The following is a 13115-nucleotide window of genomic DNA, read 5'->3' as shown; positions in this document are numbered from 1 at the left end:
GGAAATTATTGCTTGACCTGTGTCTGATATCCAGTCCTTATTAGTATCGAAACCAGACAATGACAATCATGATTCGAGAACACAGATACACCACTAACCAGGACTTGACCATGTAGTCTTCATAGACTTCGAGGATCTTCGAGATCAAGCATCCTGTGATAAAGCAACGTTCAACGCATTGTCATTTTCCGCCCCTGAAGGGTGTGACGCCTTGGAAGGAGATTGGTACTCTGTTTCCAGAGTTTTGGCGAGCTTATTCGATCCTAGATATGTACACGCGACCCTTTCGCCTGTCTATTGGCAAGTTTTGTTGAATAATGTCAAAAGGGACTTTGGAGAGGAAGTCTCGCACTATATAGACTCCATAGCAAAGCGCAGCGGCGAGGCTAGTAGTAAAGGTGTGGAGCTTACACCAGGTAATCCGCCACAGCCAATACAGCTTACACATGCGAACTCTACTGGATCTTTAGCTCTTTCTCTCGAAACGCGCAATAGAATTGCTGAAGGGATTTTGAGTGCTCGCCATTGCATACCCGGCACTATCTTCCCTGGCAACATTGAAATATTCGAAGATACATGGGGTTCACTTAATGTCTCAAGCGGTGCCAGCGGGGTTCTCTGGGCGTTAAAACGAAGTGGCTATGCCCCCGCGAGTGGGGACGTTCGATGGCTTGCCGATACGACTCTTGTGGCGATGCGATCAGTCGCTCGTAATCTCGGTCTGCTTAATGGTCTTGCGGGGATTGCGGGGTTCCTCACGGAGATAGGCGTTAACGATCATGCGCAAATTATCTGGGCTAGCCTAGCTCCTAATGCTACACGTTTAAAGAGTATAAACCTAGCGGAAGGTCTGGCAGGTGTGGGTCTTAGTATGCTTTCGCTCGGGCTACACGATAATACAGAAGCCTACATTGATATGGCTAAGATGGTGTCTGAACTGATTGTCGGTCGAGCGGATCCACGCGATCATTCTGTCGTTGCGCCTCCATCGGTGAATAAGCCGGGGCTTCTAGCAGGGTGGTCAGGGGTTTCACTTCTTTGGACGGCTCTCGCAAATATCAGCGACAATCCATCCGAGTACCAGCAGCTTGCATTAGCTGCCATACGTCGAGACCTAGCTCAATGTAGGATCGACCGAGATGGTGCTCTCGGAGTGTGGGATGCGGATAAGAACCGTAATCTTCCGTATCTTGGGTGGGGAACGGCAGGAATCGTATATGCGCTTGCTGCACTATGTGCTTCAGACCCTGAAGCGCTTAATCAGATAGAAGACAATGTAATCGAAGGGGCAATTCGAGCCTGCTCTGGTGAGCTATACCTAATGCCTGGTCTTTACCGTGGTCGAGCGGGTATTGTCGCAGCTCTAATTGCCTTACAAGAACTGGGACTTGATAACAGTAAGATTATTGAGAAACACGTGCAACTGCTTTCCGACTCTGCTTTCGAGGTAAATGGGAATTTGCATTTTGCGGGTGATTATCTTTTACGACTTTCTGATGACTACGGAACCGGGGGTGCCGGCGTCCTATGTACATTAACTTGCCTGGAAACCTCTCCCTGGGATCTACTTCCAGTAATAAATGCATCGCAGCTATTTCACGGTAATGTCAATCTGAATCGCGAAAGGAGGTGAAAGGAAAATGCGCAGTGTAGTCGAGTTGCAAGCTGATACTGTCGTGGAGGACGAAGACACCCGTTGGAGTGGTGCCTCCATCTCCGCATGTAGTGGCTTCTCCGGTATTAGCCTGGTTTGGTGCGGACCGTAAACAATACGAACGCTAGGGACTTGGTGGTCGAGTGGGTGAAAGCACCGGCTCGGCCACCAAGCTCAAATATGGAGCTAGTTTAGCGAAAAGAGGTGACTAACAATCCATCCTGCTACTGGAGGATACCATACCTATGCGCGGTGAATCACGGTTATTGGATCTTTGGCGAATCACTAGAGGATGGCGTCACAGACTTTTCGTCGCCAGCCTCTTGTCTCTCGTCACGGCGTGCGCTAGCATTACGTTGCCTCTCCTGTTAAACATAGTCTTTGATCGTGTTGTAAAGTCGGAGCCAATCGAAACGTATATCATCTGTATTGGCGCACTGATTCTCGGGATTGGCATCTTAAATGGCATTGAGGCCTATATTGTCCTAGTCTCAGCTGAAGAGATCATTAAGAAACTCCGAAAGGATATCGTTCAACAACTCACTGAGCTTGAAATCAGTGAGTACGAAAAACGTCCACTGGGAGATCTCATATCGCGGGTTACCAGCGATACGACAGCTCTACGTTCCGGATTTACGAGTGGTGCAGTTGAAATCCTAGGAAATTTGCTAATTGTTGTAGGATGCTGCATTGCAATGGCGTATCTTAGTCCTACTTTGACTATCGTCACCATTCTAGTTCTGATAGCCGCAGTTGTAATCATGGCTTTTCTCAGCAAAGGCATGCGGAATATTTCCTCGGAAATGCAGGACTCAATAGGGTCGGTGGCCAACCGTATACTACGAATCCTTGAAGCTGTTCGCACGCTTCGGGCCGCTGGCGCAGTTGAGACAGAACGCTCTGGGGTAAATCGCTCAATCGACACCGCTTTCAAGCTAGGAAAACGACTTTCACGCCGAGAAGCTGTGATCGTACCGACTTCGTCGTCAGTGTTACAAATCTCATTATTAGCTCTATTGGGAGCGGGCGGACTGTTGGTTGGAAATGGCTCCCTTACTGCCTCGGCGCTAGTGACCTTCCTGCTTTATATGATGATGATGTTTATGCCTGTCGCTTCTATAGGTCCGACCCTAACTAGTTTATTTCGCGCTGCTGGCGCCTACCAGAGGCTATCCAGCATTGAAGCAATGCCGCTCGAGACAGCAAGACATAAGATCACCGACCTCGAGTCAGCCCATCGAAGCACAGACCCTGACGCAGTAATATCCATGCGGCGCGTTAGTTTTACTTACGATGCAGCAGCTGGTAGCTCAGGGAAGTCTTGCAGCTCCGAGTTTTCCTGGGCATTAGACGGGGTCACCTTTGATGTTATTCGTAATAAAGTTACGGCGATTATTGGTCCATCCGGAGCTGGTAAAAGTACTGTCTTTTCCCTTTTGGAGTGCTTCTACCCCCTAAGGTATGGGCAGATATATGTAAAGGGTCGGGCATTAACGTCAATGACAATAGAAGAAGTTAGATCTCAATTCGCGTACGTTGAGCAAAATGCGCCCCTTTTATCTGGTACGGTTCAGGATAACCTCTGCCTCGGACTTTCTGGGGTTACGCGCGAGGAATGTGTTAGAGCACTTGAGGTGGTTGGGTTGGACCATCTGGCGGATAGTCTCTGCCGTGACATAGACGCGTATATTGGCGAGCACGGCGTTTTGCTAAGCGGAGGCGAGAGGCAGCGGCTTGCATTGGCTCGTGCACTGCTTTCAGATAGAGATATATTGCTACTTGATGAGTCGACGTCTAACGTCGACGAGATTGCGCAGAAAAGGCTAGCTTTCTTTCTCAAGGAGTATGTAAAGAATAAAACTGTATTGATGATCGCTCATCGACCCGCACTGATTGAAGCTGCCGATAATGTAATTGTTTTCGACAAGGGGCAACTGGTGGACTCAGGATCGCTCGAAGCTGTCCGCAGTCGCTGCTCTCTTTACCGACAGTTGACTCAGGCAGGCATTTAGTTTATAAGGATGGCGGATATGGAGATGCAGATTAACTTGGGTAGTCAGGTTTAGCATGCAAGCTGGTTTATCTTTTGAGGAAACGCGTCGGATATACGGACCCCTGGTTCGACTTGCTCGCAAAGAGCTAGGCAAAGATATCGCCCCCTGGATATCACTTGCGCTTACATCAGCGTTGACCGCTATGGGGGTGTCTTTCTATATCGGTAGCCTAGTCCGAGGGACCGGGTTTGATGGTCAGATCGGGCAGGCTTATATTGAGTCCGGCTCTACAGGTATTGTGCTCTTAATCTTGGTTTCTGTATTTGCGATCTCATCAAGCTCGAGGGTAGCAGTTACGCTACAGCGTAGAGATATTGTTGTATGGCGGCTTGCTGGGGTTAGTGAGCGGCAAGCCAGAATCGTTGTGCTGGTTGAGATTTCGTTTGCGGCAACGGTTGGTACACTTGTCGGCGCAGCTTGCGCTTTTGGACTTTGGCCTATCTGGAGGCTTGTGTTACACGCTGCGGATATGCCTTATGCGTTAACGCTTGGTTTCCCACCGCTTGCGGTTTTTCCTATTGTTGTCTTCGCTCTTACCATCACTGCGGTTTTGGGTGGCATGAAGGCAGGTAGGGAAGCTGCGAGTGTCCGACCGGTATTGGTGCTGAGGTCTGATTCTGTGGCGGTGCGACGGTTTAGCTGGGGTAGTTGGTTAATCGGTGGACTTGCGCTGTGCCTTATTGGGTATCTTCTATTCTTTGCGAATCGCACGTCAGCTCATAGCAGTGTTATTGATATAACGCAAAAGACGACGTTCATTTATATGGGAACATCGTTGGCTTACGCCGTTCTCATTGGCTCAGTGGGTAAGTTTTTTGTCGGTCGCTTTCTACGTGTGTGGACGGCAGTTGTGCCCGGACGATGGTCAAAATCTTGGTTTTTGGCCAGTCGACAGTCTGAGCATGACTTAGAGCTTTCAACTGCTCTTGTAATTCCGTTGACAGTCTCCCTTGTCCTAGTAACCGGCGTGTTCGGTTATGTTGGGCAGGCAGAAGATGCGGCGAGGGCGTTTGGTGTTGCCTTTGCTGGAAAGGGAATCGATGTCGGTGGTCTTGTGCAGCTGCTCGGTCTTCCGGTTCTGATTTCTTTGATAAATGCTGGAGGAATCGCAATAGCCACGGGTGCTAAGAAGCGCAGGGATGCAAGTATGCTGTTCGTGCTCGGGGCGACCAAGAGGCAGCTTTATTCCAAATTGGTTTTTGAGTCAGTCATGCTTGTGGGGACTTCTTTATTGATTTCGCTAATGGTATATTTCGTTAACGGATTGGGTTTCTTTGTTGCTGTCCGATACGGTCCGATTCCCAACGCAAGTTTCATATGGCCCAGTTTTGCACCATTTTCATTGGCATTGATCGGATTTGGAATCTTCTTGGTGGCTTCAGTATCTACTCACCTTAGGCTTGACTATGTTCAGTCAACAGATATCCAGTAGGGGTTCGTGAGTAATGAGGATCGTAAGTATGAAAGGTGATGGAATCTTGGTACAAGAAACAACGGCTCGGGTGTGCTGTCAGAATCTCAATAAAAGTTATGGTATCCCAGGGCGTGAAGGACTAACAAGGCAGATTCTTCAGGATGTTTCCTTCCAGGTGTGTGACGGTGAGTTGGTTTCTGTGGTAGGTCCCTCAGGTAGCGGAAAGAGTACCTTGTTATACTGCCTTTCCGGACTTGAATCCTGCGATGATGGCAAAGTTGAACTTTGTGGTGTTGATATCACCCAGCTAAGCCTTCCAGACATTTCGCGGATTAGGCGTGATAACGTCGGTTTCGTCTTTCAGGATTACAACCTGATTCAGTCGTTGACATCAATTGAGAATGTGATGCTACCTGCCCAGTTAGCGGGCGTTGATGCTGATCCTGCTGCCGCGAAAGCACTGCTAGATAAACTCGGGTTATCGAATCAAATCAATGCGAAACCGCAGACACTTTCAGGAGGTGAACAGCAGCGGGTTGCAGTTGCTCGCATCCTTTTCAATCAATCAAAAATTGTCTTTGCAGATGAACCCACTGGTGCGCTCGATTCTCAGGCGAGCAAAGTCATTGCCAATCTCCTTCGAGAAGCAGCTCATGCGGGCTCCGCAGTAGTGATCGTGACACACGACATTGAGCTCGCGGCACAATCGGATCGAGTGTTGGTGCTCTACGACGGTCGCGTTAACAGCATATTGGAAGACCCATCACCCCATGAGGTGTTTGAGACCCTCAACATGCTAAATAACGATAACGGCGCTCATGAAACCAGCTCTGATTAGCCAGTTCGAGAATCTTTCCGCCCTCACTAATGAGGCGGTGCGGAACAAATGGGCAAGGCATGGCGAGTGGTGGTACTACTCGGATAGCACCACTGGTCTCTTAATGCGCGTTCCGATCAGTAATCCGGACGACTGGGATCTCGAAGAACATGACATGCAGCGGCTGCGCCTGTCCGCGCAGCCTGTGTTTAACCATGATCAAACGCAGCACTCAGAAGTCATAAGTCAAGATATTTCAAGTAACGGAAGTTACGCCTGTTCGGCTACACGATCATTATCTGACCGTGTTATTCGGCTAAGTGTTCGTGACGTTGCATCTCAGCGTGTAGTTTTTAGCAAATCTCTTCACGAATGCTCGCTTGACCGTGTGTATCTGTCGAGAAATGGTGAAATAGTCTACTTTACCTGCGTGTCCTCGCCGCGTCGTTCTAAATCCTTGTGGGCAATTAGGGTCGATAACCCGAAAGCAGAGTCTCCAAAACGTCTTTTTGCGGGTATGGAGGGCAATTACGTCGGTGTCAGCCGCACTACATCACAAAGGTTTCTGAAAGTAATACATACATCTAGCTTGCACCGCGTGTTTACTCTCATTGACCTTGACGCTCCTCAGATTAACTCCGGCGTCGAAGTCACTACAGGATTAACTTCCAAGCATTATACATTCGAGCATCTAGAGTGCGAAGGGATAGACTTCGCACTCGTTATTGAACACGGGGATACAGCTTCTGAGGGCAAGCTGAGTTGCTTCAGTCTCAACGACAACCGTGTCATGGGAGTAAGATGTTCCTTTAAGGGAGACGTAAATCAGTCTTTGACGTGTGCGTCCTCGGTTTACCTAGGAAAAGAAAGTGTTGTCGCCTTCCTCCCCGATGGGCTTTCTGTAGATGTAGTTGTCTTTTCTTACAGATACTGCGGGATTGGTGGATTAGTCTTGGAGGCTCGATCGACTGTTCACCTGCCAGCGAATGTGGACTCAGCGCTAATGCGCCCGTTGGACTGGCAGCAACCTTATGTCGATATATCTATTTCGAGCTTAGTCGCACCACCGGAGTTGTTGCGAATCCCTCTCAACAGAAGATTGTGGAAACGCCAATCTCCATCTTCCTCTGTATTTGATGTACTAGCGAAAATGAAGGAGAGTAGATACGGCATTGTTCGCACTCTAGGTCGCTTAGATGGCAACTCACCCGCAGGGCTAACAATAGCCTCGTCGACCGCTGGTAGGCAGCCAGCAAAGGGCTGCTTAGTTGTCGGTTACGGAGCCTATGGACGGTCATTGCCCCGTGGTTTCAATCCGCTGTACGCAATGATGCTTGAACGCGGCGTTGATATTGCAGTTGCGCACGTTCGAGGCGGCGGAGAATTTGGTGTAAAATGGCACCAACAGGGAGCGAAGTTACATAAACTTGACTCTATCGGTGATTTTCTTGATGTCTGTGAATATATTAAGACTAACGGAACCAGGTTAAACCCGGACTATAAAGTGTTTGCGCTAGGGGCTAGTGCCGGAGGGCTTTTGGTGGCAGCAGCCGCGAATATGTCGCCTGGTCTTTTTGATAGTCTCATACTGATCGCTCCGTTCGTCTCACCACTTCGTGCTCTCATGGACCCCGATGATCCGCTGGCTGTTACTGATTGGAAAGAGTACGGTAACCCCATTTCCGATCTCGATATTAGGAAGTATATTGCGGGCTACTCGCCGCTTGAAAACATTCCTCCCGTTAGGATGCCAGACGTATTCTTAGCTCTCAATGAATTAGATAACAAAGTCAATAATCGGCATGCTTTAGAATGGGTTGACCGCATGCGCGCAACTGGATCGCACATAGAGTTGGAGATCCGTCCGGGTGCCGATCATGCCGGCTCGTGGTCTGGCGCATCAGCGTCTCAAATACGCATCCTCGAATGGATTACAAAACGCCTGACCTAATAGACATGCCTGGTAGATTCCGGTGATGCCTGCTGGAAATGGTGTCAAAGCCGTACGGAATCGTATTCCTCCTCTCTACTACAACGCTAGCTTAGTCAACGCCAAGAGATGGAGCAGCTACGAGGAGTTGACAACCACTATCCTCGACCTCAACGACAAGAACACAGCAGTCACCTCAAACCAATCGAGTATGAAACACTAAGCGAAAGCACATCCCCCACAGGCCGTACAAACTGTCACTCGGACGTAACGCAGACCCAAGCATGTTCATGTTTTCGAGGAGATGGACACCCCCTCACTCCGAACGCACCAACGCAATCCACAAAGCGCCTCCCCTCGGCACCCGCAGCACGGATGATAGACCCACGCAGGCTTGCTAACGACAGGCATCGGCTTAGATTATAGGTAGGCTGGTCTAACCAGGAAATCGCAAAACCCCTAACCAGCACGGAATAGGAAGCAGTTCAGCCCTTATCAAATCCGACGTCCAAACATCCAGTTTTCAGGCAACAAACCTGCCCACACATCAATATCCCACCCATTAAAATCGCAAGTGTTAGGGCTACCGCTCACATCCAAGGAGGGATGACGGTGACTAAAGAATTTGCAGAATCCGCCAAAGTGAAGGCGAAGGGACGCGTAACCATCCCGAAGGTGGTGCGCGAGCGGCTAGGCATCAACAAAGGAGACCACATCGCCTTCGTCGTAGACGGCAACGACGTGCGCGTGATCAACTCCGCCCGCTATGCAATGTCAGCGCTCCAAACTGGGTTAGCGGGCGAAGCGGAACGTTTGGGCCTTGAATCCGAAGAAGCCGTGAACGATCTGGTCGCGAGTATTAGAAACAGTTAGTCATGCGGGCTAACTCTCGCCAAAACCGACACCCACAAACCCCTTCAAATTAGGCTATATTCAACCTAGGATATGTTGCATATTCTTCTTGGAAGGGGAGGTAAGCCATGAATGTCAATACGAATACCTTGGTACCAATTTCGGAAGCGAATCAGAATTTCTCGAAGGTGGCGCGATTGGTAGACGAGTATGGCTCAGCCGTTATTTTGAAAAATAATCGCCCTCGTTACATCATCACAAAATTCGCTGAGGCGGATGAAATCACAGAACCGAACGATGCTGAGCTCGCGAAGGTCTCAGCCGCGCTCATCAGAAAAAATGCGCGCGTATATGAGGAACTGGCGAAGTGAAGTACCTAAGCAAGCGGCAGATCCTCCTGATTCACCAGGAACTGCTTGAAACATCCGGTGGGACATCAGGGCTCCGAGACGAAGGCCTCTTAGATTCAGCCCTCATGACTCCATTACAGAGTTTTGGTGGGCAGGATCTCTACCCCAGTCTTATCGATAAAGCTGTCCGCCTTGCGTTTGGGCTTATCAAGAATCATCCGTTTATCGACGGAAACAAGCGTATTGGCACGCACGCGATGCTAGTCTTCCTCGCACTCAACGGTGCGGAACTGAGCTATACGGACGATGAGATGATCGCGATTATTTTAAGCATGGCTGCGGGACAGGTAGATGAATCAGACCTACGCGCATGGATTGACGAACACCTCCTGTAGTTACACTGCGCTCCGTCGTCGCTATCGATTCAACATCGCCAGTTGAAGAACCCCACTTGTTTCCCCTCTCGGAAACGCTAAAATTCATCGGTGGCCGCACGCTACGGGCCCACGCCGCACGGTGCCGGCATCAGTCACGCCAAGCGCGGCAATAGTTCGAAAACAGTCAGAAAAGGGATAACCGCATGGATGAGGAGAAGGCCATCGGCACTGAGCGGGCGCGCGGGAAGCGGCGTGGCTGGCTGCCGCTATCCGAAACTCTCTCGCTTATTTCGGTTGTCATCGCGGTGGCCGTGCTCGGCTTGAATATCTATGACCGCCACGAGGCAATCAAAGCCGAACAGTTCTCCCAGGCTAACCAGGCTTTCGTCCAAAACAAGATCACCGCGGAGGAACACCGCACCGACACCGGGAAAACCGGCCGGCAGATCACTTCGAGTTTCCATAATGCCTCCCCCAACCCGGTTTTTGACCTCACGCTCGCATTGCCGGCGCCCCTTGACGGGCTCAAAGTTTCAGCCGATCACTATCACGAATTCCGGCAAACCTCGGCCGGTTACGAAATCACTTTCCCTACGCTCCCGCCGAAAGAAAAAGCCGAGTACGTTGATACCTACGGTGACAGCCTTTTCGGCGACCGACCCCCACTCACCGTCATTAACGAAAACTTCCGCTTCTGTTTCACGGACGTCAACGGCCAACGTTGGCTCGCTGATCATCGTGGGGCCCAGCGCATTTCTTCAACAACGCAGTGCATTCCCGATAAGAACGACGACGCCGCCTAGGCCGCTACCAGCACAACCATTCGATCATCTGGGCACCACATTCTCAAACGATCCGCCTTAAAAGTGACGGCCTCGTAAAGCGCGGCTATACCGCATTGATCAACGAAGGAACTACAGAGCAGCAGGAACGCTGGCTAAATCGGGAACTCCTCATGCGCGTCTGGCCCACACTCAGTTTGCCGTGGCGCGTCTATGCCATGTGGGAATCAAAATTCCCGGAACTTCCAGGGAATCGGATCTTCCATGGAAAATCTCGACTTTCAGCGTAAGCTCACACCAGAGAGCATGCACGATTAACCGCATAAAAATCCACGGCGGCCCCGCTTACCTATTCCGTAGCATCCGGAACATCGGGAGCCACACCACTGCCACGACTCACCACCGCACCCCACCTCGTCGCGCCCATCTCCACCTCAGTACGACGGCGCAAAATTCCCCCACCGCGACCTGGTCATACGTCACAAGAAATCGGTTTTCAACCCTCTGACCTGCGGATTAGAATAGCGATAACAATTCTCTATTCAAATCGATGTTACATTCACTGTTCAACGATTGGGAAATAAGGAAGGGATCTCGTGACCTCTTTTCGTAAGATAGCGGGTGCCACTCTGGCGGCAACCCTTATATTCTTCGGCGGCACTCCCGCGCTCGCCGATCCAGCTTCCCCTGCGGGAGCTTCCAGCTCTGAACAAGCTAACTCAGCAAAGTTCGGCGGCGCCATCGCAAAGAACTTCTTCCTGGTCGATGGTCTGACCGAGGCAGAGGTTATCGAATCGGTCAAGGCTCAGCTCACCAAGAACAACCTCAACCCTGACGAGTATAACTTCACGGTAAAGAACCTCAAGGCTGCCAACGCAAACTCGTACGGCCCGAAGCGCAAAGATCGCGTTAAGGACGTTCCGGTTATCGTGGCTAAGAAGGGGACTCCGGACACCTTTGAAACTTACAATGTCAAGGTTTTCTACTACGCCCCGCCCTTCGCGTTCCGGGAGGAAAGCCCGGATCCCGAAAAGGGTGCAACCCTGAACCACAGTATCAACAATAAAGACAAGGTAACCGTTGAGGATCCGAATAGCTACACCCTGTCCGGGGCGCAGCAGACGAAGATCATCGACGCTTTCTTGAAGAATAACCCCGCTCTCGGTCTCAGCCGTGACCAGCTTGCCGTGGATAATCAGGGCCAGCTGACTATCACGAACAAGGCCGGCGAAGATGCCTTTAGCGTCGTCGTTCCTAGCAGCGAATCGGTAAGCGTTATCGGAAAAGTTCCGAATATCCTGGTCTTCCTGGATCCTGCCACAAACGCAGATCAGAAGAAACAGAAGTCCACGCCTGTCCCTCCGGTAACCGTCACTCTCAAAACCGATGACTACAGCAAGGGAAAGCTGTGGGGAACTAATGCTCCAGGGCAGGGCGAGGACTGGCCGGCGGCAAAACAGCTCACAGGCTTTGACCTCAAGTTAGCCGGCAATACCGCCGTCATCTCCGGCCAGTATGACGCCGGGCAGTCAAATAATATTGGCGGTAAGCGTTTTATCGGGGTCCGTACCGATGCCTCTGGCGACAAGCGCTACACCCAATCTTTCTCCAACCTGTTCAAGGTGCGCGTCATCCCGCTGAAACAAGACACGCTTATCCGTAGCTTGGATACCGATGACCCCTTCACTCCCGATGATGTGAAGGGCCTTATCGGCGTCGATTACGGCAAGCTCAACCCGCTCAAGTACGGTGACGATGGCAACCTTTCCAGGAAGGACGTCCACGACGAGGTCAAGGGTAAAATCACCAAGAACATCGTGGTGGATAATATGAACCACGATCCTGGGACCCAGACGTTCACCGGCACGCTCACAACTGACCTGGGTGCGGTTTCCCCGAAGCTGACCGCCACCATCATTTACTACACGTCTAAGATTTCCGAGACGGCAGTCACCGATCCGAACAACCTGACGCCCGGCGAACAGGAAATCATCGCAAAGAAGGTCAAGGAGCTCAACCAGCTCAAGGACACGGATAAAGTAACCGTGGATAAGCAAGGTAATGTCACCATTGCTTACAACCGCAATGGCAAGGATCTCGGCACCAAGACCTTCAAGGCACCCCTCGTCACACCTTCATACCCGGATTCGAACGGAAAGTCCGGTTCCACGGTTGAGGTTCCGATCTCTACACCAGAAGGCTTCACTTTCCCGGACGGTTCTACGTTTAAGGTCGACGGCGCACCTATCGACGGACTCACCGTTGGCAATGACGGCAAGATTACCTACCAGATCCCCGAGGATAAGGAGACTGGCGATGTGACGGGCACTGTGCTCGTGACAATCCCGGGCCAGCCCGATCCGGTGAAGGTTCCCTTCAAGATCGCTGTTACCAAGCCGAAGATGGCCGAGAAGATCACCCTCAAGGATCCCGACATCACCGGTGTTGTTGACCTCAATAAACTAACGTCCGAGGAAAAGACCAAGGTTAGCGACGCCATCAAGGCCAAGAACCCTGACCTGCCCAAGGACGCCGAGATTACTGTTTCCGATAACGGCACGGCAACGGTGACCTACAAGGATGGATCCTCAACCACCTTCACTCCGGACAAGACCGTCCGCCAGCTCGAGGACAACGAGAAAATCAAGATCAACGACCCCGAGGTAACCGGCGTCGTCGATGTCAACAAGCTCACCGATCCCGAACGCGAACAGGTCAAGAAGGCCGTCGAAAAGAAGAACCCGGATCTTCCGACCGGCACTACGATCACCGTTTCCGAAAACGGAACCGTGACCGTGACCTTCCCGGATAACTCGACGACTACGATCACTCCGGACAAGACCGTCCGCAAGCTCAAGGACAACGAGAAAATCAAGATCAACGAC

At 51.0% G+C, this 13115-nt stretch carries 10 protein-coding genes; all 10 read left to right on the top strand.

Translation table 11 applies throughout. The features are described from left to right. Positions 1–211 precede the first annotated feature (211 nt). Positions 212–1633: a lanthionine synthetase C family protein gene (locus PWJ82_RS08990; protein WP_274736316.1), complete on the top strand. Its 1422-nt coding sequence runs from the start codon at positions 212–214 to the stop codon at positions 1631–1633. A gap of 266 nt (positions 1634–1899) precedes the next feature. Beyond that, positions 1900–3666 (top strand): ABC transporter ATP-binding protein, encoded by a 1767-nt coding sequence (locus PWJ82_RS08985; protein ID WP_274736314.1) that lies wholly within the window; start codon positions 1900–1902, stop codon positions 3664–3666. 55 nt (positions 3667–3721) lie between these two features. Further along, positions 3722–5140 (top strand): FtsX-like permease family protein, encoded by a 1419-nt coding sequence (locus PWJ82_RS08980; RefSeq protein ID WP_274736312.1) that lies wholly within the window; start codon positions 3722–3724, stop codon positions 5138–5140. A gap of 28 nt (positions 5141–5168) precedes the next feature. Further along, positions 5169–5960 (top strand): ABC transporter ATP-binding protein, encoded by a 792-nt coding sequence (locus tag PWJ82_RS08975; protein WP_274736310.1) that lies wholly within the window; start codon positions 5169–5171, stop codon positions 5958–5960. Next, positions 5941–7890 carry a prolyl oligopeptidase family serine peptidase gene (locus tag PWJ82_RS08970; protein WP_274736308.1) on the top strand — a complete coding sequence of 650 codons (1950 nt, stop codon included), beginning with the start codon at positions 5941–5943 and terminating at the stop codon, positions 7888–7890. The genes PWJ82_RS08975 and PWJ82_RS08970 overlap by 20 nt, the downstream gene beginning before the upstream one ends. 591 nt (positions 7891–8481) lie before the next feature. Then, complete coding sequence (locus PWJ82_RS08965; protein ID WP_274734434.1) at positions 8482–8742, top strand: AbrB/MazE/SpoVT family DNA-binding domain-containing protein; 261 nt, start codon at positions 8482–8484, stop codon at positions 8740–8742. Between the two features lie 107 nt (positions 8743–8849). Then, positions 8850–9092 (top strand): type II toxin-antitoxin system Phd/YefM family antitoxin, encoded by a 243-nt coding sequence (locus tag PWJ82_RS08960; RefSeq protein WP_274736306.1) that lies wholly within the window; start codon positions 8850–8852, stop codon positions 9090–9092. After that, positions 9089–9466, top strand: coding sequence for a type II toxin-antitoxin system death-on-curing family toxin (locus PWJ82_RS08955; protein ID WP_274734432.1), 378 nt, complete (start codon positions 9089–9091; stop codon positions 9464–9466). Before PWJ82_RS08960 ends, PWJ82_RS08955 begins: the two co-directional genes overlap by 4 nt. Positions 9467–9651: 185 nt before the next feature. Further along, on the top strand, positions 9652–10251 hold the full coding sequence (locus tag PWJ82_RS08950; RefSeq protein ID WP_274736304.1) for a hypothetical protein: 600 nt from the start codon (positions 9652–9654) through the stop codon (positions 10249–10251). Positions 10252–10826: 575 nt separating this feature from the next. Next, positions 10827–13115: Rib/alpha-like domain-containing protein (locus tag PWJ82_RS08945; protein WP_274736302.1), on the top strand; the 2289-nt coding region annotated here is incomplete at its 3' end.

The organism is Actinotignum schaalii (assembly GCF_028864145.1).
GTDB classification, from domain to species: Bacteria; Actinomycetota; Actinomycetes; order Actinomycetales; family Actinomycetaceae; genus Actinotignum; species Actinotignum schaalii_B.
The sequence above is the reverse complement of the archived record's forward strand: the minus strand, read 5'-3'. Positions and strand labels throughout refer to the sequence as shown.

Coding starts and splice junctions, on each gene's coding strand:
- PWJ82_RS08975 (WP_274736310.1), top strand. CDS start 5,169: ATGAAAGGTGATGGAATCTTGGTACAAGAAACAACGGCTCGGGTGTGC.
- PWJ82_RS08970 (WP_274736308.1), top strand. CDS start 5,941: ATGAAACCAGCTCTGATTAGCCAGTTCGAGAATCTTTCCGCCCTCACT.
- PWJ82_RS08960 (WP_274736306.1), top strand. CDS start 8,850: ATGAATGTCAATACGAATACCTTGGTACCAATTTCGGAAGCGAATCAG.
- PWJ82_RS08950 (WP_274736304.1), top strand. CDS start 9,652: ATGGATGAGGAGAAGGCCATCGGCACTGAGCGGGCGCGCGGGAAGCGG.
- PWJ82_RS08985 (WP_274736314.1), top strand. CDS start 1,900: ATGCGCGGTGAATCACGGTTATTGGATCTTTGGCGAATCACTAGAGGA.
- PWJ82_RS08980 (WP_274736312.1), top strand. CDS start 3,722: ATGCAAGCTGGTTTATCTTTTGAGGAAACGCGTCGGATATACGGACCC.